This window comes from Paenibacillus planticolens (assembly GCF_013141725.1).
Lineage (GTDB): Bacteria > Bacillota > Bacilli > Paenibacillales > NBRC-103111 > Paenibacillus_E > Paenibacillus_E planticolens.
Map to the genome: position 1 here is coordinate 196,877 of NZ_WHNZ01000012.1, position 23,537 is coordinate 220,413.

The following is a 23,537-nucleotide window of genomic DNA, read 5'->3' on the forward strand; positions in this document are numbered from 1 at the left end:
GTGAGATGAATGGCTTTAGATATTTACTTGAATTTCAATGGAAATTGTCGTGAAGCGGTGGAATATTATGCAGAGGTTTTTGGAACGGAGCAGCCGAGAATCATGACGTTTGGCGATACGCCATCCGATCCCGCGCACCCGCTTCCGGAAGAAGCGAAATCCTTGGTCATGCATGCCAGACTTTCGATTAGCGGCAGCACGATCATGTTCTCGGATGTATTCCCCGGCATGCCGTTCGTAGCTGGAAGCAATTTCTCTATCTCACTGGTAAGTAAAGATATCGAAGAAGTTAAATCTGCCTTTCATAAGCTGAAAGAAGGCGGTCAAGTTACGATGGAGCTTACGGAAACGAATTGGAGTAAATGCTTCGGCATGCTGGTAGACAAGTTCGGCATCCAATGGATGTTCAACTATGACAACGGCGAAGCGGTTTACTAGTTCCTAATAGCTTGCTAACGAAAAAGGAACACGTCCCTTCCCTTCTGAGGAAGAGTAGGCGTGCTCCTTTTTTTACTCATAATATCGGTGAAATTAATTTCGAAATGGATTCCAGGAAGCGGATTCTTAGTGAACGCTTTTCATATTCCTCCAAGGTCAATTCCATGCACCCTTCCATATCCCTCCAGAAGATGTTTTCCAACTTTTTCGCCGTCTCTTCGTGATACATCAGAGCATTTGTCTCGAAATTAAGCCGGAGGCTGCGAATATCGAAATTCGCCGTCCCCACCGAAGCCACTTTCCCATCGACTACAATCGTCTTAGCATGCAAGAAACCATAATCGTACAAGTAGCATTTCACCCCGGCTCGCAGCAATTCACCGACATAATAGAGGGATGCCCAGTGAACAAACAAGTGATCCGCCTTCTGCGGGATCATGATGCGAACGTCAATGCCGGATAAGGCGGCAATTCGCAGCGCATTGAGCATGCTCTCCTCAGGAATAAAATAAGGCGTTTGAAGAAGTATGCGGCTCTTCGCCATATGAATCATTTTGAGAAAAGTGTAGACAAAATGCGGCCATTCTTCATTCGGCCCACTGGCGATAATCTGCATCGGAACATTGTTCTGCAAACTGCCCGCTTCATCACGTTCCGGAAAATAACGCTGATCCACCTCTAGCGGAGCCGCCGCGGCTAAATTCCAATCGAGGATGAAGCGGGACTGCAGCGCACGAACAACACTGCCCGTTAAACGCAGGTGAGTATCCCGCCAGAAGCCGAAACGAGGGTTAAGTCCGAGATATTCATTGCCCACATTGAAGCCGCCCATATAGCCTATCTGACCGTCAATGATGACAAGCTTCCGATGATTGCGATAATTAACCCGATAGTTCAAATACGGAATTCGTGACGGGAAGAAAGCTGCTTTCTGCCCGCCAGCTTTCAGAAAATCACGGAAGAAAGAATCTTTTAAGGCACGCGAGCCGATGTCGTCATACAAAAATCTAACGATGACGCCCTGCTCTGCCTTTTTCGTTAGAGCATGCATGATCTTCTGGCCGAGCGAGTCATTCTTCACGATGTAATACTGCATATGAATATGCGTCTGCGCAGCTTCAATTTTCATAAGTAGATCGCTAAACTTCGAATTCCCATCCGTAAAAATATGGACACCGTTATCCTGGGTAAGAAAAGCGTCATTGGAAGACACATTCAAATAGATGAGATCACGGTATTGGCTGACCATGGGATCAATATAAGCCATCGTCCCGCTCATCAACTGCTCCTGCTGCTCGGAAATGACCGTCTGCATTCTTTCTTGCATCCGCCTGTTCCATTTATACAGCTTTCTACGGCTCAAATTTTGCCCCAGCATTACATATAGGAGGAAGCCGAGAATCGGAATAAACAAGAGCACCATCAACCACGACCATGTGGCGGCAACGTTGCGGCGTTCTAAGAACACAACCGTTAAAGCGAGCATGATATTAATGATAAAGACAACAGTAAGTGCGTGCGATAACCAATCCATTGGGCCACTCCTAACCTTTGATGTCAGCGGATCAGGAATATTATACCTTATTTTCGGCAAATTCGAAAAAAACCTCTTATTCTTAGTAAGAATAAGAGGAAGAGTCCGTTCTTATGCTATTTTTTTAATTTGGCACAGCTTCCGTAAATAATAAACGCCGCCTACTTTAAGGACATCATCCGAATACGCTTCTATGAGTGTTCCCGAATCTTCCAATTCATCGTCAAACCACACCTCAACCGGTGTTTGAAATAGCATACAAAGATACAGATCAGCATCTGTTAAGCAAACTGTAGTCCGGCTCATTATGACAATTGCCTCCTCTACCCAATTTCACCCGACAGGATACTTATCGTCATTTGTGAAGAAAAAATGAAGAGGAAATAGGTAAAAAGACTGGAAAGCATGAGCCTCCAGTCCTGTTTCTTCATTTAGTTAACCATATCCTGATAGAGTTCGATGTACTGTTGCGCAGACTTTTTCCAGCTAAAGTCACCTTTTTTCATGTTCTGCTGAATTTTCAGCCATGCGTCACGATCATTTTTGTAGAAAAAGACAGCCCGTCGGATCGTATGCAGCATATCGTGGGCATTGTAATTCTGGAAGGAGAAGCCGGTGCCTTCGCCCGTGAACTCATTGTACGGCTGGACCGTATCCTTAAGCCCGCCGGTTTCTCTCACAATCGGTACCGAGCGGTACCGGAGCGCAATCAGCTGCCCAATGCCGCATGGCTCGAACTGAGAGGGCATCAAGAACATATCTGAGGCGGCATAAATTTGATGCGCCAATGCCTCGTCAAAGCATATCTGGGCTGATACTTTGTCCGGGTAGTTCTCAGCAGCTTGCTTAAACATCTCCTCATAGCCATGTTCTCCTGTGCCCAGCACGACGAGCTGAATGTCTAGCGAGAGAATTTCGGCGATCACATGCTGGATGAGATCAAGCCCCTTTTGCTGCACCAAACGGGTTACTAAGGCAATCATAGGGACATCCGCCTTTACAGCGAGTCCCAGCCTCTCCTGGAGAGCTGTCTTGTTCATCTGCTTTTTCGGCAGCGAATCCCGATAATTGACCACGAGGTGCGGATCGCTCATAGGATCGAACACCTCATAATCGATTCCGTTCACAATGCCCGTTAACTGATCCTTGCGGTGACGCAGCAGGCTGTCCAGGTATTCGCCATAATAAGGCGTTTGAATTTCTTCGGCGTAAGTCTGACTCACCGTTGTTATACGGTCGGAGTACAGCAATCCGCCTTTAAGGAAGCTGGCGCCGCCATGCAGTTCAAGCGCTGTGCCTGTGAAATGATCGTCAGACAAGCCGAATAGTTCCTTAAACAACGATTGGCTGAACACGCCCTGATATTTCAAATTATGCACCGTCGATACGGTTTTGATTTCGCTATAGAATGGCAGATGTTGATAGTGAGCCTTTAGCAGTACCGGAATCATTCCCGTTTGCCAATCGTGGCAATGGATAACGTCCGGCTGAAAATCAAGCAGCGGCAATGTTTCAATTATGCCTTTGCAGAAGAACGCAAAACGCTCCGCCTCATCCCCGTAACCGTAAATCCCCGGACGTTTGAAATAAAACTCATTGTCTATGAAATAGAACGTAACCCCGTCATGCTGCAGCACTTCAATGCCGATGTACTGCTTCCTCCATCCGACGTAAATGTCGTGTGTGACTGCTAATGTCATGGCATCCCGATACTTGGCGGGAATTCCCCCGTATTTAGGCAAAATGACTCGAACATCCAGCCCTTGTCCGACAAGCTCTTTCGGCAGCGAACCGATCACGTCGGCCAGACCTCCCGTTTTAATAAATGGAACAGCTTCTGAAGCAGCAAACAGTACTTTCATCTTTCCACTCCTCTGAAGTTCGATACCGGTTAGATCACTTTGGTTTTCGCTGCGATGAACGGTGCCTTGTTATCCCCGGTCAGCACGCGTCCGCGGGAAATGAAGACATCCTTGTCGAGAATCGCGTTCTCGATAATAACATTCTCCTCAATTTCGCAGTTTTGCAGAATAATGCTGTTTTTCACATAAGCACCTTTGCGTATCTTCACTCCGCGGAACAGAATGCTGTTCTCCACCTTGCCTTCCACGATACAACCGTTCGCGATCAGCGTGTTTTTGGCAGAAGCAGATTCCAAATATTTCGCCGGCGGCTCATCTTTAACTTTCGTAAAGATATGGTTTTTCTGGAAGAACAACTCTCTCCAGATTGCCGGATTCAACAACTGCATGCTGTGCTTGTAATAGCCTTGAATCGAGTTCACGATTCCTACGTGGCCTTCAAATTTATAGCCATACACACTAAGCTTATCAATATTTTTCATGATGCCGTCGCGCACTAGATGATCATAGCCTTGGGCGAGGCAGGATTCCACCATATCCAGCAGCAGCGCTTTGCTCATGATATACATTTCCATCGAAATGTTGTTGGTCCGCAGCCTTCCGGTGTGGTCTTCCATTAACGTCACTTGCCCGTTCTCTTTGACCGCCAGACGCCGGAATTTGCCTTGAATGTCTTCATCCGTTTGTTTATAGATGACGGTAATGTCCGCTTGCGTGTCCTCGTGATAGCGAATGATGTCGCGCAAATCCAAGTTGCAGACCATATGGCTGCGTGAAATAATAACCAGCTCTTCTTTGCCGCGATAGAAATAATCCCGATGGCTGTAGAATTGGTACAAATCACCGCGTGAAATGCCCGTTGGCTCATCCAGCACCGAAGGCAGGACGAACAATCCGCCGCGTTTTCTGTCCAAATCCCACTCTTTCCCAGATCCCAGATGATCCATCAATGAACGGTATTTATGCTGCGTAAATACAGCCACGTTGTCAATTCCTGAATTCACCATATTCGACAATGTAAAATCAATTAACCGATAGCGACCGCCGAATGGCACCGATGCAGGGCAGCGGAAATAAGTCAGTTCCTCCAAATCATCCGGCTCATTCACTAAATTAATGACACCCATTACATGTTTCATCTGAGATCATCCCTTCTGTTTGGCAGTCGCTAATACCCGTTCATTGCCGCCGATAAGTGTAATTTCACCATGACCGTCTACAACCGCACCGTCTTCCACGACCGTGTTTTCACCGATAATCGCTTTGCTAATCTTCACATTGTTGCCGATTTTGGCATTCGGCATAATGACGGAGTCGCGAATTTGGCTGCCTTCTCCGACTTGTACGCCGAAAAACAACACGGAATGATCGACATCTCCGAAAATCGCACAGCCCTCATTGACGAGCGAACGCTTAATGTTCGCTGTCGGAGCCACATATTGTGCAGGCTGGTACGGATTTTGGGAGTAAACTCGCCAATCTTTATCATTCAGGTTCAGCTCGTTATTCTCATCAAGCAGATCCATATTCGCTTCCCATAAGCTATCAATGGTTCCGACATCTTTCCAGTAGCCATCAAACGGATAGGCATACATTTTGGCTGCATTTTGCAGCATCATCGGGATAATATCTTTCCCAAAATCTTTGCTGGAATTCGGATTCTCCTCATCGGCAATCAAATACGATTTCAGAACGCTCCAATTAAAAATATAAATACCCATGGAAGCCAAATTGCTGTTCGCTTCTTTCGGTTTTTCGGCAAATTCGGTAATCTCTTGATTCTCATTGACGCTCATAATTCCGAAACGGCTCGTTTCTTCCCATTTCACTTCGATCACGGCAATACTTGCGTCGGCTTTTTTCTCTTTGTGGTAGGAAAGCATTTTATCATAATCCATTTTGTAAATGTGATCACCCGAGATGATCAAGACATACTCCGGATCATACTGCTCGATAAACCCAATATTGCGATAGATCGCATTGGCTGTTCCTTTATACCAATCTCCGCCTTTTTGTTCCATGAACGGAGGCAAAACGGTAACACCGCCATATTTGCGGTCCAAATCCCACGAACTGCCGATTCCAATATACGTGTTTAGCACAAGTGGTTGATACTGGGTCAATACACCAACAGTGTCGATACCTGAATTCGTGCAATTGCTAAGGGTAAAATCAATGATCCGGTACTTCCCGCCGAAATGTACGGCCGGCTTAGCCAAATTATTCGTTAGTACGCCTAATCTTCGTCCTTCTCCACCAGCGAGCAGCATGGCAACACATTCTTTACTGCGCATCTCTGATTTCCCCCTTCAACTTCGTATGGTCTAGTTGGAATTCTTTCACACACTTTATATAAACAGCCGCAAGCGGCGGAATACACAGAGACAAGCTATAAGGCAGTTCGTGCCATTTTCTTTTTTCACTTGTGATGGGCAGCTTGTTTCCTTGGCCGGAACCACCAAATTCAGGAGCATCGCTATTAAAAACGACCTCGTACAAACCGTTTCGGGGCACGCCGATTCGATAATCGGGATGAACCTCCGGAGTGAAATTACAGATGAGAATCAAATCATCCTCCATCAAATTTCCTTTACGCATGAAGGTGACAACGCTTTGGCTCTCATCATGCGGATTAATCCATTTAAATCCATCCGGACTGTGGTCCTTTTGCCATAAAGCCGGTTGGTCCAAATAAAATTGATTCAGGGCCTTGACGTACGTGTGCATCTGTTCATGCTTCTCATAACCGTCCAAGAGGAACCAATCCACTTCCTCCTGGTCTTTCCATTCGTCGAATTGACCGAATTCGCTGCCCATGAACAGCAGTTTTTTGCCGGGATGGCCCGACATATACCCATACAAAACGCGCAGGTTGGCGAATTTCTGCCAATAATCGCCTGGCATTTTGTGCAGGAGCGAACGTTTCCCATGGACAACCTCATCGTGTGAAAAAGGCAGTACATAGTTTTCGCTAAAAGCGTACATAAACGAGAAGGTGATCAGCTTATGATGATATTTGCGGTGGACGGGGTCCAGCTTCATGTATCGAAGCATATCATTCATCCAGCCCATGTTCCATTTATAGTTAAATCCAAGTCCGCCATCATGCACCGGGGCTGTAACAAGCGGCCAATCCGTCGAGTCTTCAGCCATCATGAGCGCTTCCGGATAATAAGAGAAGACGACCTGATTCAGCTTTCGCAAGAAAGCGACGGCTTCCGGATTATCATCTCCGCCCCATTGATTCTTGAGGGGCTTCTCATTCCATCTGCCGAAATTCAAATGCAGCATAGAAGCTACAGCATCCACCCGGATGCCGTCAATATGATAAACTTCCATCCAAAATATGGCGTTGGAGATGAGAAAGCTTTGCACCTCCGGCCTGCCAAAATCAAACGTCAGAGTCCCCCATTCCCGTTTCTCGGCTTTGCTCGGGTCTTGATATTCATAAAGCGGCTTGCCGTCGAACTGTCTGAGGCCGTGAGCGTCCTTACAGAAATGGCCCGGAACCCAGTCCATGATGACGCCTATCCCGTTCTGATGACAACGGTCTACGAAATGCATAAATTGTTTCGGCGAACCATGCCTGCTCGTAACGGAGTAATACCCTGTCGCTTGATAGCCCCACGAGCGGTCAAACGGGTGCTCAGCGAGCGGCATGACTTCAATATGTGTGTAGCCCATGTCCACTGCGTAATCGACTAGCTCATCGGCCAGCTGGTCATAGGTGTATAATTCTTCGCTGTGTCTGTCTTTTTTGCGCCATGTACCCATATGTACTTCGTAAATAGATAAAGGCTTGTTATAAGCGGAACTTTCTTTTTTGTGCTCCTGCCAAGCTTCATCCTTCCATTCGTAGCCTTCCAAATCGACCACGCGAGAGGCTGTCCCTGGGCGTACTTCGGAATAAAAGGCGTAAGGGTCGGCTTTCAACAAAATTTGACCTGTTTCACTGTGAATTTCGTACTTGTAGTAGTCGCCTTCACTTGCTTCTGGAACAAACAACATCCAAACCCCAAGTGAGCTGAACTTCTCCATGCGATGGATCCCGGATTGCCATTGGTTGAAATCGCCAAGCAAGCTGACTTGTCTGGCATGAGGCGCCCATACGGCGAAACGAACACCCTCATTTCCTTTTACTTTGCTAACATGCGCCCCTAGGATGCGATAGCTGTGATAAAGGGATCCTTCATGAAGCAGAAACAAATCTTCTGAGCTGGGTATACCAACATTTGCCCCCATGTTATCCCTCCCATAATCGACCTTTTTGTTCAAAATATGGATATAACATATATTCACATACCTTACAAATACAACAAACAGGTGGAGAATTCCTTCAATTCTAAGTATTAAAAAAAGGAAAAGGCTTACGATTGGGTGAATTACTAATGTGACACTAATTGAAAGGTGGAAAACAGGAATATGAAAGACAAAGTAAAAGGACTTATCGTAGGTTTAACGATCGGTTCGTTAATTAGCGGTACAGCAGCTTTTGCGGCTAGCAGTCAAATTGAAGTGGCCTTCCGAAGCATTAAGTACATGTTTGATGGTGTCGAAAAGGTGCCTGCGGATGGAAAAGGTTTTGTTTATGAAGGCTCTACGTATGTTCCGCTTCGCTTCGTGAGTGAAGCACTGGGTAAAAAAGTGGAATGGGATGAAGAAAATGAAACGATTTGGATCGGCAACAATCCGAATAAAGTCGTTGCGACTTACAAAGGCGGGACTGTAACCAAAGGTGATTTTGATACTTTCTTAGCTATGCAGGCTATTTTCAATAGCAGCCATAGTGCCTCAAAAGATAACCCGGACTATCAGAAGAGTATCTTAACGCAATTAATTGAAAATCGAATTTTGTACGGAAAAGCCTCCGAGCAAGACCAAAACGCTGCAAAAAGCAGTGCTGCCGCACAAATCACAGCATGGAAATCACAATTCGGCGAAGCCAAGTTTTCAGATGACTTGAAAAATTTCAAAGTGACGGAAACTGGGCTTCAATATTACCTCGTCGGAAGATTTACGGCTGAGAACTATATTAAATCCAGCATAACCGACGCGCAGTTAAAAGCCAAATATGACGACAATCTCAAACAAGATAAAGATGCTTACACGATCGCATCCGTCCGCCACATCTTAATTGGCCTGACGAATGAGGATGGCACTGCGAAGCGGACCAAGGAAGAAGCTCTCAAACTTGCCAAAGATGTTGAGCAGCGGCTTAAGAACGGCGAAGATTTCGCGAAGCTGGCTAAAGAATTGACCGACGACCCTGGCTCCAAAAACACAGGCGGCCTTTATGCCGATGCCGAGGTTAATCTTTGGGTGCCTGAATTTAAGAAAGCTGCGATCGAACAAACGGTTGGCGCTGTAGGCGACCCTGTTGAGACCCAATTCGGGTATCACGTAATCAAAGTTGAATCCAGATCCGTGAAATCTTTCGACGCTGAGAAAGACTCCTTAAGAGAATCGCTAGAACAAGCGCAATTCCAGCAATTTACGGAAAAAGAATTGCCTGCTTTGATTGAAAAGATCGATTTAAGTGAATAAATGGTGTACAATGAATGTTTGTTAAAGTATACAAGTTGAAGGATGGAATGCAGCATGTTTTATGCAAAAGATTGGGTAGATTATGAGCTTCTCGACACTGGCAACGGTGAAAAACTTGAACGCTGGGGCACTGTCGTTCTGAGAAGACCTGACCCGCAAATCATTTGGCCATTAGAGAAAGAAACGCAAAGCTGGCGTCAGGCAGATGCCCATTATCACCGAAGCTCCAGCGGCGGCGGTCAATGGCAGCAAAATTCCGAGCTGCCTGAGCGCTGGACGATCACTTATGACCAGAAGTTGACTTTCTATATTAAGCCAACAAGTTTCAAACATACGGGCTTATTTCCTGAACAAGCCGTCAACTGGAAATGGATGATGGATAAAATTCAGGGAGCCGGCCGGCCGATCAAAGTGTTGAACCTGTTTGCTTATACGGGCGGAGCTTCACTGGCTTGCGCTTATGCAGGAGCTGAAGTTTGCCACGTGGACGCTTCCAAAGGTGTCGTGCAGTGGGCGAAAGAGAATCTGCATCTCAGCGGGCTGGGCAGCCGCCCTGTTCGATTTATTACGGATGATGTATTCAAATTCGTGCAAAGGGAACAGCGCCGCGGCAGCAAGTACGATGCGATCATTATGGATCCTCCTTCTTACGGACGCGGACCCAACGGGGAAACCTGGAAACTGGAAGACGACCTCTTCCCTTTCATTCAAACCTGTCAGAGCATTTTGACCGATAATCCTTTGTTTCTGCTCATTAACTCTTATACGACGGGGATCTCGGCAACCGTTCTGCAAAACATCTTGACGATGGCGATGAAAGCCAAGCACGGCGGTACGATTTCCAGCGGAGAGATCGGTTTGCCGATCACCCACTCCGGCCTAATGCTCCCTTGCGGTATTCTGGGACGCTGGGAGGCGTAACGTGACAGGAGCTAAAGATGTTTCGGGAGCATCGCAAATTCCGATACTTTTCGAAGACAACCACATTCTTGTGGTGGAGAAGCCTGTGAACATGCCGACGCAAGAGGATGATTCGCGCGATCCGGATCTTCTGAACGCTCTGAAGGCGGACATAAAGATTCGGCACAACAAGCCCGGCAACGTGTACCTAGGGCTTGTACACCGGCTTGACCGTCCCGTCGGCGGCGTCATGGTCTTCGCCAAAACGTCAAAAGCCGCATCGCGCTTGTCAGACGCGGTAAGAACAAGGCATCTCGACAAAACGTATGTCGCTGTTGTGCACGGCAAACCGCCTCAGCCGGCCGCTACGCTGCGTCACTGGCTCTGGAAGGACACGCGGACCAATACGGTCAGCGTGGTCAAACCGGGCCAGCACGATGCTAAGGAAGCCGTGCTGGATTATAAGCTGCTCGGCAGCCAAGACGGTCTCAGCTTGATCCAGATCAAGCTGCATACCGGGCGGCCGCATCAAATCCGCGTGCAGCTGGCAGCCATCGGCTGCACGTTGTACGGCGACCAGCGCTACGGCAGCGCGGTCAACAAGCCAGGCCAGCAGCTTGCCCTCTGGGCGACGGCGCTCTCGTTTGAGCATCCGACGCTCAAGGAGCGGATGCATTTCCGGTCGCTGCCTCCGGGACAGCGGCCGTGGAGTGACTTTACAATCCCAGAATTGTAAAGTCACTCCGAAACGGAAGTCGCCGACTCGGTTAGTTGGCGACCTTTCCCAATAAATAAATAAGCAGTTTCTGATTATGGGCGGAAACGCGGCTCAGGTACGTATCCAACAGTTGTTCGCGGACTAACGTGCCTCGCTCGCATTCCGCCCTTCCTTTGTCCGTTACGTTGACCCAAACAATTCGGCGGTCTTTCTCATCCCGCACCCGGACAATTAATTCACTTCTCTCCATTCGATCTAATAGCGTTGTAACCGCCGCAGCTGTTGTAGATAAATATTCGATTAGATCTGAAGGCTTCATACGCTCATTCGTCTTAAGCAATTCTAGTACGTTCAGTTGCCCTTCTGTAATCGTAGGTGCTAATCCTACTTCCATCTGGCTCTTCAATTCCTTAGACAATTTCAGCCACAGCTTTCCAAACTCATCGGAATACAACCTCACATCATCTCGCTTCCAACATCTACTATATCGCAAGTATAGCATGCATTTTCTCACGATAAAAGGTTAATGCCATTAATACTTTCCAACAAAAGCTGCATGGAAGTAGGATATGCTGTCGAGACGTCCACAACTTTGTCCAAACCCAAAGAATCGCTCCACTTCTTTTAACATCCAGCCCACTGCTGACATATACTGTGAAGTAATCAGTTATTTGAAGACGACGCTAAGGAGTGGTTCAGGTGGAAGATTGGAAAATTGAGCTTGGCAAAAAGGCACTGGCAGCCGGCATGCTGAAAGACCCACAGTGGCTGGATCGATTAGACGAACCGATGCCCCTGTGGGTCTTATTAGAGTTAGCTTTTATGCTGATGGAGAAATTGGACCCGCCTACAGTCAGTTATGATTGAGGGAATCGCAGGATATCGATGATCGACTCTGTTTTGGTAACAGGTATGAGCTGTTTGCCCTGCGCTTTACGATCTTCCAGCGGAGCTGTTTCCGTTGAGAAACGAAGTTTCTCGCCATTGCTCATGACAGCTGTAATCTGATAATCCATTTTCACGATAAATGTCCGGATTAGAGCAGTTCCGTTAGGTCTCACACGCTTGCCTTCCTTAAACTCAAACGTAAGGATCCCTTTCCCGCCACGCCCTTGAATCGGATAATCGACGACAAGGGAACGCTTGGCATACCCGAGGTCCGAAATGACCAGCACTTCCCCTTCATCCCCGTAAATCCACTCCGCTGAGACGACTTCATCGTCCTCCTTGAGCTGGATGCCGCGCACACCCGCGGCCGCACGGCCCATCGGGTTTACTTCTTCCTCGCGGAAACGAATGCTCATCCCCTGCTTCGTGACAAGCAGGATCTCTTTGGTGTTGTCGCTCAGATAAACGTGCAGCACTTCATCCTGCTCTCCGAGCTTACAGGCCACAAGTCCATTGGAGCGGTTCGTCATATATTCTTTGAGCTCGGTACGCTTCACTTGACCTCTGCGGGTCACGAATACAAGCGATTTCGTCGGATCGTCAAACCCTTTGACCGGAATAACGTTTACGATGCGATCTTCCTTGGCAATCGGAATGACATTGACAATCGCGGTACCGTTCTCTTTCCATTTATACTCAGGCACTTGATGGACAGGCAGCAAGTAGTACTGGCCTTTTTTGGTGAAAATCAACAGACTCTCTATCGTATTCACGTCGAGCAAGAAGCGCAAGTAATCGCCTTCCTTCAGCCCTGTGCTCTCAAGCTCTCCGCCTGATCGCGTGAAGGAAAGTTTGCTGGTGCGTTTCAAATAACCCTCATGGGAAAGCGTGACGAAGACATCCTCCGGATTGACCAGTACTTCCAGATTGACTTTCAACTCCTCGACTTCGCCTTGAATGGCTGATCGGCGGTCAATCCCGTATTTCTTCCGAATTTCGCCCATTTCATCTTTAATAACGCCTAACAATTTCTTCAAAGAGCCCAGAATGCCGCGTAAATACGCAATTGTTTTTTCAACATCTTTCAACTCTTTTTCAAGCGTTGTAATTTCTAAATTTGTTAACCGGTATAATTGCAAAACAAGAATGGCGTCCGCTTGACGCTCTGAGAAACCAAATTTCTCGACCAGGTTGTTTTGGGCATCCTGACGATTTTTCGATGCCTTAATCGTAGCGATCACTTCATCCAAAATGTTAAGTGCTTTGACAAGCCCTTCCAACACATGAGCGCGGTCTTCCGCTTTATCAAGCTCGTATTGGGAACGGAATGTGACAACTTCCTTCTGATGCTCAATGTAAGCTTCAAGAATTTCGCGAATGCCTAATTGGCGCGGCGCCTTATTGACAATCGCCACCATATTGAAATTGTACGTCACTTGCAAATCCGTCTTTTTCAGCAAATAGGCCAAAATCCCTTGGGCATCCGCTTCTTTTTTCAGCTCAATCACGATCCGCAAGCCATTCCGGCCGCTTTCGTCACGAACCTCTGCGATCCCTTCGACCTTCTTCTCCAGACGGATGTTCTCCATCGCCGTTACAAGGCGGGCTTTCACGACCTGATACGGGATTTCCGTGATCACAATCTGCTGTCTGCCGCCGCGCATGTCTTCAATCGCCGTTTTGGATCGGATATAAATACGGCCTTTCCCGGTACGGTATGCTTCACGAATGCCGTCTTCACCCATAATAATACCGGATGTCGGGAAGTCTGGCCCCTTGACAATCGTCATTAGCTCATCAAGCGTAATCTCAGGCTTGTCGATCATAGCCGTACAAGCATCGATGATTTCCCGCAAGTTATGCGGCGGAATTTCAGTTGCAAAGCCGGCCGAAATGCCGCTCACACCATTCACAAGCAGGTTGGGATAACGCGCTGGGAGCACAACAGGCTCCTTCGTCGAGTTATCGAAATTATCTTTAAACATGACCGTGCGCTTTTCAATATCACGAAGCAGCTCCATCGCAATTTCCGAGAGTCTGGCCTCCGTGTACCGCATAGCTGCCGGTGGATCATCGTCCAAGGAGCCCCAGTTGCCGTGCCCATCCACAAGCGTATGCCCCATCTTCCAAGGCTGTGCCATCCGGACCATTCCGTCATAAATGGAGGCATCTCCGTGCGGATGATAATTCCCCATGACATCGCCGACCGTTTTAGCGGATTTGCGGTAAGGTTTGTCAGGGGTGTTCCCTGAATCGTACATCGCATACAATACGCGGCGTTGTACAGGCTTCAAGCCGTCTCTGACGTCCGGGATCGCGCGATCCTGGATAATATATTTGGAATAACGCCCGAATCGATCGCCAACGATCTCCTCCAGATAGGCTGGTAAAAACTCTTCTAAAATACCCAACTTTCAGTCACCACTCTTTTTGGTCTACTCTACATATTCGGTAAAATCGACGTTCTCTATAATCCAACGTTTGCGCGGATCTACTTTATCGCCCATCAATGTTGTCACTCGGCGCTCCGCTTTCGCAGCGTCTTCAATCTGAACCTGCAGGAGCTGCCTGCTCTCCGGATTCATGGTTGTTTCCCACAATTGCTCCGGATTCATCTCGCCAAGTCCTTTGTACCGCTGTAATTCGGTATTCTTGCCAAGCTCTTTCACAACAGACTGCAGCTGCTCGTCCGTCCATGCATATTTGTATCCGCCATTCTTGCCTTTTCTCGTCACTTTATACAGCGGCGGCTGTGCAATGTACACTTTGCCCGCATCTATCATAGGCTTCATATAGCGGTAGAAGAAGGTCAAGAGCAGCACTTGAATATGCGCGCCGTCCGTATCGGCATCTGTCATAATAATAATTTTGCCGTAATTCATCTCTTCAACTTCGAATTCAGACCCGACACCGGCCCCAATCGCAGCAATGATCGCTTTGTACTCGTCATTTTTCATAATATCGAGAAGCTTTGCTTTCTCGGGGTTCATCGGTTTTCCTTTTAGGGGCAAAATAGCCTGATGCTTGGAATCACGCCCTTGTTTCGCTGAACCGCCGGCTGAATCTCCTTCAACGACGAACAATTCATTACGCTGCAAATCTTTGGATTGCGCAGGGGTCAGCTTACCGCCTAGGTTCGAGCTCTCGCTCTTCCCTTTCTTCCCGCTGCGAATCTCTTCCCGCGCTTTGCGCGCAGCCTCGCGAGCTTTGGATGCTTGAACGGCCTTCTTCAGCATCATTTGGGCAATTTGCGGATTTTCTTCCAGAAACACCGTCATTTTATCCGAAACCACCGCATCTACCGCGCTTCTAGCAATAGCGCTTCCAAGCTGATCCTTGGTTTGACCGACGAATTCGACATCGCCCATCTTAATATTGATTACGACCATCATACCTTCTCTTAGGTCGGTACCGTCAAGATTTTTTTCTTTCTCTTTGAGAATGCCCGCTTTGCGAGCATATTCATTCATGACCCTTGTATAAGCGGTTTTGAATCCTGTCTCATGCGTGCCGCCGCCGCGGGTCGGGATCGCGTTCACGAAAGACGCAATCGTCTCAGTATAGCCATCGTTGTACTGAAGGGCAACTTCGACTTCAATTTCGTCCTTCTCCGACGCAAAATGAATCACGGGATGAAGCACAGTCTTCTCTTCATTCAGGAATTCCACGAATTGACTCGCTCCGCCTTCGTACTGGAACGAATCCTGTTTATCTGTACGCTCATCCTTCAGATTAACAAGCAAACCCGAGTTCAAGAAAGCAATTTCTTGCAAACGCTCGGAAAGCGTATCGTACGAAATCGTCGTGCCGCCTTGGAATACCCGCTTGTCCGGTTTAAATGTGACTTTCGTGCCTGTCCGGTTCGAATTACCGATGACTTCTAATCCGGTAGTAGGTTCACCTACGTGCTCAAATCCCGTATCATCTACCCAATATTCAAACCTTTGCTTATGCGTTTTGCCATCTCGATAAATTTCAACTTCCAGCCATTCGGATAAGGCGTTGGTTACAGATGCACCTACACCATGCAGTCCGCCTGACTTTTTGTAACCGGAGCCGCCAAATTTCCCGCCTGCATGCAAAATGGTAAATACGACTTGCGGCGTCGGAACTCCGGTCTTATGCATACCCGTCGGAATACCCCGGCCGTTATCTTGTACCGTGATGGATTGATCTTTATGTATGGTTACGTTGATTTTGGAACAATGTTTGGCAAGATGCTCGTCAACCGCATTATCGACGATTTCCCAGATCAAATGGTGCAAGCCGGAAGAACTCGTGCTGCCGATATACATCCCTGGTCTTTTTCGTACAGCGACAAGCCCTTCCAGTACTTGAATATCATCGACATCATAATTGGATGTTGGGGCTTTTCCATTCGCAAATTCTAGTTGCTCAGTCATTGAAGCCCTCCTTTTTCTAATATAGGGTGCTTTGAAAGGAGATCCGCTGCTCCTTCGTCTTTGTTAATTCAATATATCTTTGCGGGAGAATACTGTAAAGGAAATTACTAACGAAACTGCAGCCCATACGCTTAAAACACAGAGCGAGAACGCTAAGTCCATTCCTTTTATCGGCGGAAGTCCTCCCGTTAAATACTTGGTTAAGTCCAAGTTGACCATAAATAAATATTTCGCGGTTTCCCAGGATGACACCATGTTCGAAAGAATCGTTCCCGAAATTAAAACCGCGAGAATGACCCCCATGCCGGCAGCCGTGGAACGAATGAGAACCGAGATCATTAACGACATGAGTGCGACCACAACGGCCGAGAACCAGACCAGACCAAACTCCATTAAGAGAAAGAACCATTGATCGACCGCTCTTACTAAACTGAAATCTACATCTGTGCCATTGATCTGAATCCCTGTAAAGATCGGCATCATCCATCCGTTATAGCCGAACACAACGCCAGAAATCAAGTAACAGAGCACGCCGGTAGACAAAACCGTAAGCGAAGTAAAGAATATGACGGTTATTAATTTGCTCAATAGGATTTTCCATCGCCGAACGGGTCTTGTCAACAATAATTTAATAGTCCCCGTAGAATGCTCGGATGATACGATGTCTGCCGAAATGACCATGATGATCAACGGAATGAATAACGACACGGCATTTTTGACAAATTCACGCGTAAATGTCACCGCATTGGGCGAGCTTGGATCGACGTCTTTTTCCAGATAATAATTGGCAATCTGAATCTGAACTCGAAGCTGCTGCTTCCATTCGTCCGGTGTGCGCGCAGAGCTTAAGCGCTTTTCCCAATCAATGATTTTCTGGCGCTGATCCGCCTTCCAATCTGTCGTTCCAAACTGCTTTTGCGTATTTTGGGCGACGCGCATTTGTGCGTAGGTGAACATAGGAATAAGAGCAAGCAGAATAAGGATGATCACATAAAAACGTTTTTTCTTAATCATTTTGATGCATTCGTTTTTGACCAACTCATATAAAATACGCAATTCTTTCACCGTCCCCTATTGTATGGTTTCCCCTTCGGTTAGGCTCAAGAACAAATCTTCCAGCGTTGGGTTCTTGATTTCTACAGCATAGAGGCTAATTCCTGCTTCCATCAATTGCCTGCTTATTTGCGGGACATGCTCTTTATCCATTTGTGTAACAATTTGTTTCACCGAAGATGAGGTATGCATGGGATCTTCTTCACTAATTTCCTCAATCGTTTTGACAAGCGGAGACGCATCGAGAAGCCCCTCAGCCTTATCGGCCGGAGACACGGACCAAACCACTTTGCCGCCTTGCGCAATCAACTCATCAACAGCTCCCACTTGAATCACTTGTCCATGACTTATGATGGCAACACGGTCACACATTTGCTGAATTTCGCTCAACAGGTGGCTGGAAACAAACAAGCTAAGCCCATCCGCAGCCAAACGCTGGATGAACTCCCTCATCTCCTTAATTCCCTGCGGGTCCAAACCATTCGTAGGCTCGTCCAAAATTAATAAACTGGGCCGTCCGAGAAGCGCTTGGGCAATACCAAGCCGCTGCCGCATACCAAGGGAGTACGTGCGCACTTTATCATGAATCCGTCCATCCATGGAGACAATCTCCACAACCTCTTGAATCCTCTGTTCATCAACATCCGGCAGCATTCTCGCAAAATGCTCGAGATTTTCCCACCCCGTCAAATAGGAATACAATTCGGGGTTCTCAACGATACAACCGACGTGGCGCATCGCCTGATTATGATCCTTCCGGACATCGAATCCGCAGATGTGAATAGTCCCTTCCGTAGGCCGGATTAAATCCACGAGCATCCGAATCGTCGTTGTTTTTCCAGAACCGTTGGGACCTAGAAATCCAAAAATCTCACCGGCATAGACATCAAAGGAAATTCCCTTGATAATCTCTTTATTTTTAATTTGCTTCTTTAAATTTTTCACGGACAAAACGGTTTTAGGAACGGTTACTGCTTCTGCCACTTTTTCTGCCCCCATCACTTCAGAATTTGTATAATCCGGTCTGCAATCCGCTCATAGCCGTCTCCGTTAGGATGAAAATGATCTCCTGAAGACAAATATTTAATTAAATTTTGCTCGAACAAATCATAGGTCGGGACAATGACCATTTGAGGATAGCGGTTCATCATTTCGAAAACGCCATTATTCCAGCGCTGCACAATGAGTGAACCTTCTCTTTTGGGATCTAAATCAAGAAATGGATGATACAGCCCGACGTAGAGCACGGTTGCCTTTGAGTTTGCCTTATTAATGGCTTGAAGAATCTTGTCCATTTTATCGAGTGCCGGTGCGACACGGCCTACCGCTGCCTCCGGGTTGAACTCCGTCTGATTCTCTCCTTGAAAAAGTCCCTCGCCACCGGCAAAAATATCATTACCGCCAATGGTAAGCAAAATAATATCGGCTTGTGCGAGCGCATCCTGCGTCTTTTTCAACGATAGATCGGCTAATAGCTGATCGCTCTTGTAGCCTGGGATAGCCAGGTTATTGAGCACAAATACCGGCTTTCCGGTTTCTTGTTCCAGCTTCTCACGGACCCGGCCCACATAGCCTTTGCCTGTATTGTCGCCTGTTCCAGCGGTCAATGAATCGCCAAGCGCAACAATTTGCAGCTTAGCTTTGCTTTCAATCATCGTTTCCTTCTTCGGTGCCTCTGTGGCCAACTGAAGCGTTCCCGACGCTTTAGGAAACCATATCTGATTCGCCGCGTACGCAAATCCAACGGCGAAAACAATCGTCGTAATTGAAGCGGTTAGGCCAATTGCACCCCATATGAAGCGAGATGATCTCAAGGTTGTCCCCTCCTGCGAATAAATGGCATAATTCACTCTAAGAGTATAGCTTCTCGAATAAATTTGCAAACGCTGCATAAAGGCGGTGTGAAGCATGCGATCATGCGTTCGCGATAAGTAGTATAGCATATAATTGCGAAACTCCACCACCTTTCTTAAAGATGTGGCGGCTAATCTAACACGAATCTCCAAAAATAATGCAATTTAGTTATGACCCGAAGCATACAGCACATATTGTACAGGAGTCAACATGGCAGCTGGTGATAAATAAGGGAATACCGGGGCGCTATTTCTCCAGAATCAGCAAAAATCATCATTTCGAGGAACTGCAGTCCCTTATTTGTCCAAACTTTGCGATTTCCCCTTAATAAATTCAAAATAACGGATCATAGTTCCCACTACTCGGGGAAATGCTCCCTTTTACAAGAAATAGCGGACTATTGTTCCCACAAAGTCTCTCTCTCTAGTGCCTTCCGAAGGCTTGCGAATAAAGAAAGGGAGATTACATCCAAAAAAGCCCAAAAACCCAGCGAAATTAACAGCTCCGCCAGGTTTTTGGGCTAACTTTCTACACAGCATCCTGCAAAAACTTATACTGCGCTTGAATCAAACCATAATAAATTTTCTGCTCCTGCATCAATTCATCATGATTGCCGATTTCCATCATGCGGCCGTGATCCAGCACGACGATTTTGTCTGCGTTTCTAATAGTGGAAAGTCTATGCGCCACGATGAAGGAAGTCCGGCCTGCGAGAAGCGTTTTGAGAGCTTCTTGGATTTTCAGCTCCGTATCCGTATCAATACTGGCCGTCGCCTCATCCAAAATAAGAACCCGCGGATTCGCCAGCAGCGCCCTTGCGAAAGATATTAATTGGCGCTGCCCCATTGACAGCACGTTCCCGCGTTCCTGCACTTCCGTGTCATAACCATTGGGTAAGCTGACGATAAAATCATGGGCATGCACGGCTTTGGCGGCAAGCTCAATCTCCTCATTCGTTGCATCCAGCCGACCGAAACGGATGTTGTCGCGAATCGTCCCTGAGAAAATAAACGTATCTTGCAGGACAACCCCAATTTGAGAACGCAAGCTTTGAATGGTTACGTTACGGATGTTAGTGCCGTCAATCGCAATGCGGCCTTCCGTAGGATCATAGAACCGGCAGAGCAGATTCATAATGGTACTTTTGCCCGATCCGGTATGCCCGACTAACGCAATCGATTGCCCTGCGCGCACATCCAAGTTAAAGCCTTTCAACGCTGGACGCCCTGGCTCGTACTCGAAAACAAGATTCTCAAACTTCACGTTGCCTTTGATGTTTGGCAAATCCTTAGCATCCTCAAGCTCCGCGACAGACGGCTTCTCATCGATAAACTCGAAGATCCGCTCGGCAGAAGCCATTGCAATAAGCAGCTGCGAATACATTTGACCCAGACGTGTAATGGGCTCCCAGAAATAGCCTATGTATGTAGCGAAGGCAACCAGCAATCCAACTGAAATTTCCTCCGTTTGAATTAAATGAGCGCCCAGCCAGAACAGAATGCAGTATCCGACCGCTCCTGTGATCTCGATGAGTGGACCAAAAGATTGGTTGAGCATCGAAGCCCGGTTCCAGGATAACCGGTTGATCATGTTCATTTTGGTGAAAAACTGAATATTTTCTTTTTCTTGCGAATAAGCTTGTGTGACTCGAATTCCTTGAATACACTCATTCAAATGGGCATTCAGGCGCGACTGCTTCATCGTTACATCCTGCCAGGCATGGCGAATTCGCTTCCGCAGTTTGGTAGAGATCAAGAACATGATGGGAACCGTCACAATAATCGCTGCCCCTAATTTAAAATTAAAAGTCAGCAAAATAATAATGATCCCCACAAGCTGCACCACGTCGATTAACAGGTTGACGACACCGTTCGTGAACAAATCCTGCAGCGAGTTTACATAATTCGTTACGCGAACGAGAACAGAGCCTGCCGGACGCGTATCGAAGAAACGAAACGACAGCTTTTGTATATGGCTGAACAAATCGTGCCGCAGATCGTAAATGACACGTTGACCAATCATATTCGTATATTTGATGCGGAATGTATTGGCCAGCCACTGAATGACATATACCGCCAGCATGATGCCAACGATGACCAGCAGCAAATCTGTATTTTTAGGTACAATGGCTTTATCGATCGCTTCTCTGATCAGTAAGGGTACCGTCAGTTTGGTAATGGCTCCGACCAGCATCATGATGATGATGATAGGCAGCATTTGTTTTTTGTACGGCTTCATGTAACTAAATAAACGTTTCAATTGGCTCCAGTCAAAAGGCTTATCGATCAATTCATCATCCTGATATACAAATCGCTGCCCGACTTGGGAATCTTCAATTTTGGCAGACGCCTCGGCTTGGTTCGATTTCGTACTCAATGTGCTAACCTTCTTTCTTGCAAAGAGGAATGGTTTCGCGTACTCACTTCCAGCTCTTTATCTTTGGCCGCTGCAGCCTGATCTCCGGAAGCTGGCGGCTTCGGCTGATCCGAATATTGAATATCGTAGGTTTGGCGATATAAGCCTTCCTGCTGCAGAAGCTCATGATGCTTGCCTCGTTGTACGATCTTTCCTTTATCCAAAACGATAATTTCATCTGCATGCTTCAAGGAAGAAATCCGGTGGGCAATAATGAATGTGGTTCTACCCTGCATAACCTCGCTGAATCCTGCTTGAATTTCGTGCTCCGTTTCCATATCAACCGCACTGGTTGCATCATCGAGCACAAGAATTTTTGGATCTTTGATCAGCGCCCGAGCAATGGCGATACGTTGTTTCTGTCCGCCGGATAACCCTAATCCGCGCTCACCGACAACCGTGTCATAGCCTTCCGGCAGCTCAGAGATAAAATCATGCGCTTTTGCCAGCTTCGCAGCGCGAATAATTTCATCCATCGTGACATCTTTGCGTCCATAAGCAATATTGTTGCGAATGGTGGAGGAGAACAAGAACGTTTCTTGGAAAACGGTCGCAATCTGATTGCGATATCCTTCGATCTGTAAAGACCGAATATCTTTTCCATCCAGCATGACACGTCCGCCTTTCACGTTATAAGCTCTCATCAACATGGAAATCACAGTCGTTTTCCCTGAACCCGTGCTGCCAAGCAGCCCGATGACAGAGCCTGGAGGAGCATCCAAATTAAAGTCATACAATGCCGGTTGCTTTTCCGGATAAGCAAAAGTGACATTTTCAAAACGAACGTGCCCTTTTACTTCATCGCTTTTGATCACGGCCGCATCTGGTTGATCTTTGACATGCAGGTATTGATGCAAAATATCGAGAATTTTCTCACCGGAAGCCTTCGTCGTCGTGTAGTTGTTGATATGGAAACCAAGTCCCCACATCGGCCCGATGATATACCAGATTAAGCTGAAGCAAGCGACGAGCTCGCCGAGCGAAATCGTATCCTGGATAACCATATACCCACCTACGCCAAGCAGCATGACAACGCTGATATTCGCCAAAATTTCCATGATCGGGAAGTACTTCGCCCAAATTCCGGAACTTTCGATATTCATCGCCTTATAATCCTCGTTGCGGGCAGAAAACTTATCCACTTCATGAGATTCACGAGCAAACGATTTCACCGTCCGAACCCCGGTAATATTTTCTTGCACCGCGGTCGTCATCGAACTGAGGGATTGACGCACCAAACGGAAGGCTGGATGGATCTTTCCTTCAAAACGAACCGCCGTAAACGCCAGGAATGGCATCGAGATCATCGTCAGTAAAGCTAACTTCCAATTAATTGAGAACATCATGCTCATGCCGAAAATCAGCATTAACGCTACGTTCAACAATTGAGCGAAACCAAAGCCGATAAATTGCCGGATCGCTTCTAAATCGGCCGTCAATCTGGACATCAAGTCCCCTGTTCTTGCCTGATCATAATATTGAAAGGATAAATATTGCAGCTTGTTGTAAAGCGCATTGCGCAAATGATACGCAACCCGGTTGCCCAAACGGCCCCCGCACAAGCCATGCAGGAATTGTAACATTCCCTTCAGGGATACGACGAGTACAACGACAAGCGCTAATTTCGGAACGAGTTCGAATTGCTTTTTTGAGATCACGTCATCGATAAGATACCGGAGTAAATTCGGATAAACGAGACCTAATGCCGTTGCTAATGCCAAACATAGAATTGCTCCAAAAAACAGTTTTTTCTCTGGCCAAAAATAGGGCTTCAGTTGCCTGAATACATCCACTCTGGTGACCCCTCCTCAAGAAGGTGAATTTGGAAAAGCTAGGAAAGCGTTTTAATACTTAATGAATCTTATCACCATCCCTATATGCGGGCAATCAGAAGAATGCGTGATATATTCGCTTAAAAGCCCATAACT

At 47.0% G+C, this 23,537-nt stretch carries 19 protein-coding genes; 5 read left to right on the plus strand and 14 right to left on the minus strand.

Annotated elements, in window-relative coordinates:
* Positions 1–9: 9 nt before the first annotated feature.
* The gene (locus tag GC097_RS03735) at positions 10–438 is read left to right on the plus strand and encodes a VOC family protein (RefSeq protein ID WP_171682006.1); all 429 of its coding nucleotides are present in this window, start codon (positions 10–12) and stop codon (positions 436–438) included.
* A gap of 76 nt (positions 439–514) precedes the next feature.
* On the opposite strand, the gene cls is transcribed toward GC097_RS03735, so the two are convergent.
* The 6 genes from cls to glgB form a co-directional block, all read right to left on the minus strand.
* Positions 515–1,972 (minus strand): cardiolipin synthase, encoded by a 1,458-nt coding sequence (cls, locus tag GC097_RS03740; RefSeq protein WP_171682007.1) that lies wholly within the window; start codon positions 1,970–1,972, stop codon positions 515–517.
* A 111-nt stretch (positions 1,973–2,083) separates the two neighbouring features.
* Entirely contained in the window at positions 2,084–2,278 is a 195-nt protein-coding gene (locus GC097_RS03745) for a hypothetical protein (RefSeq protein ID WP_171682008.1), read from the minus strand.
* 125 nt (positions 2,279–2,403) lie between these two features.
* Positions 2,404–3,834: a glycogen synthase GlgA gene (gene glgA / locus GC097_RS03750; RefSeq protein ID WP_171682009.1), complete on the minus strand. Its 1,431-nt coding sequence runs from the start codon at positions 3,832–3,834 to the stop codon at positions 2,404–2,406.
* Between the two features lie 29 nt (positions 3,835–3,863).
* Positions 3,864–4,973, minus strand: coding sequence for a glucose-1-phosphate adenylyltransferase subunit GlgD (glgD, locus tag GC097_RS03755; protein WP_171682010.1), 1,110 nt, complete (start codon positions 4,971–4,973; stop codon positions 3,864–3,866).
* A gap of 6 nt (positions 4,974–4,979) precedes the next feature.
* The gene (locus GC097_RS03760; RefSeq protein WP_171682011.1) at positions 4,980–6,128 is read right to left on the minus strand and encodes a glucose-1-phosphate adenylyltransferase; all 1,149 of its coding nucleotides are present in this window, start codon (positions 6,126–6,128) and stop codon (positions 4,980–4,982) included.
* Entirely contained in the window at positions 6,118–8,076 is a 1,959-nt protein-coding gene (glgB, locus tag GC097_RS03765; RefSeq protein ID WP_171682012.1) for a 1,4-alpha-glucan branching protein GlgB, read from the minus strand. Before glgB ends, GC097_RS03760 begins: the two co-directional genes overlap by 11 nt.
* 180 nt (positions 8,077–8,256) lie before the next feature.
* Here glgB and GC097_RS03770 point away from each other — a divergent pair, with 180 nt between their 5' ends.
* The 3 genes from GC097_RS03770 to GC097_RS03780 are packed head-to-tail and all read left to right on the plus strand — an operon-like array spanning position 8,257 to position 11,014.
* The gene (locus GC097_RS03770) at positions 8,257–9,378 is read left to right on the plus strand and encodes a peptidylprolyl isomerase (RefSeq protein WP_171682013.1); all 1,122 of its coding nucleotides are present in this window, start codon (positions 8,257–8,259) and stop codon (positions 9,376–9,378) included.
* 54 nt (positions 9,379–9,432) lie between these two features.
* A complete protein-coding gene (locus GC097_RS03775; RefSeq protein ID WP_171682014.1) occupies positions 9,433–10,299 on the plus strand; it encodes a class I SAM-dependent methyltransferase in 867 nt (288 codons plus the stop codon).
* Position 10,300: 1 nt separating this feature from the next.
* A complete protein-coding gene (locus GC097_RS03780) occupies positions 10,301–11,014 on the plus strand; it encodes an RluA family pseudouridine synthase (RefSeq protein ID WP_312875603.1) in 714 nt (237 codons plus the stop codon).
* A 31-nt stretch (positions 11,015–11,045) separates the two neighbouring features.
* Here the strand turns inward: GC097_RS03780 and GC097_RS03785 are convergent, their stop codons facing one another.
* Positions 11,046–11,450 carry a MarR family winged helix-turn-helix transcriptional regulator gene (locus GC097_RS03785; RefSeq protein WP_171682238.1) on the minus strand — a complete coding sequence of 135 codons (405 nt, stop codon included), beginning with the start codon at positions 11,448–11,450 and terminating at the stop codon, positions 11,046–11,048.
* Between the two features lie 245 nt (positions 11,451–11,695).
* On the opposite strand from GC097_RS03785, the gene GC097_RS03790 reads away from it, so the two are divergent.
* On the plus strand, positions 11,696–11,863 hold the full coding sequence (locus GC097_RS03790; RefSeq protein ID WP_171681837.1) for a hypothetical protein: 168 nt from the start codon (positions 11,696–11,698) through the stop codon (positions 11,861–11,863).
* Here GC097_RS03790 and gyrA read toward each other — a convergent pair.
* The 7 genes from gyrA to GC097_RS03825 all read right to left on the minus strand — a co-directional run bounded on the left by gyrA (position 11,854) and on the right by GC097_RS03825 (position 23,402).
* Positions 11,854–14,295, minus strand: a complete 2,442-nt coding sequence (gene gyrA, locus GC097_RS03795; protein WP_171682015.1) for a DNA gyrase subunit A — start codon at positions 14,293–14,295, stop codon at positions 11,854–11,856. The genes GC097_RS03790 and gyrA overlap by 10 nt on opposite strands.
* Positions 14,296–14,319: 24 nt before the next feature.
* Positions 14,320–16,287, minus strand: coding sequence for a DNA topoisomerase IV subunit B (gene parE, locus GC097_RS03800; RefSeq protein ID WP_171682016.1), 1,968 nt, complete (start codon positions 16,285–16,287; stop codon positions 14,320–14,322).
* A gap of 63 nt (positions 16,288–16,350) precedes the next feature.
* Complete coding sequence (locus tag GC097_RS03805) at positions 16,351–17,343, minus strand: DUF2705 family protein (protein ID WP_171682239.1); 993 nt, start codon at positions 17,341–17,343, stop codon at positions 16,351–16,353.
* 15 nt (positions 17,344–17,358) lie between these two features.
* Complete coding sequence (locus tag GC097_RS03810) at positions 17,359–18,339, minus strand: ABC transporter ATP-binding protein (RefSeq protein ID WP_171682017.1); 981 nt, start codon at positions 18,337–18,339, stop codon at positions 17,359–17,361.
* Entirely contained in the window at positions 18,339–19,154 is an 816-nt protein-coding gene (locus tag GC097_RS03815) for a GDSL-type esterase/lipase family protein (RefSeq protein WP_171682018.1), read from the minus strand. Before GC097_RS03815 ends, GC097_RS03810 begins: the two co-directional genes overlap by 1 nt.
* A gap of 568 nt (positions 19,155–19,722) precedes the next feature.
* Positions 19,723–21,570, minus strand: a complete 1,848-nt coding sequence (locus GC097_RS03820) for an ABC transporter ATP-binding protein (RefSeq protein ID WP_246293929.1) — start codon at positions 21,568–21,570, stop codon at positions 19,723–19,725.
* Positions 21,567–23,402 carry an ABC transporter ATP-binding protein gene (locus GC097_RS03825; protein WP_171682019.1) on the minus strand — a complete coding sequence of 612 codons (1,836 nt, stop codon included), beginning with the start codon at positions 23,400–23,402 and terminating at the stop codon, positions 21,567–21,569. The genes GC097_RS03820 and GC097_RS03825 overlap by 4 nt, the downstream gene beginning before the upstream one ends.
* Positions 23,403–23,537 lie beyond the last annotated feature (135 nt).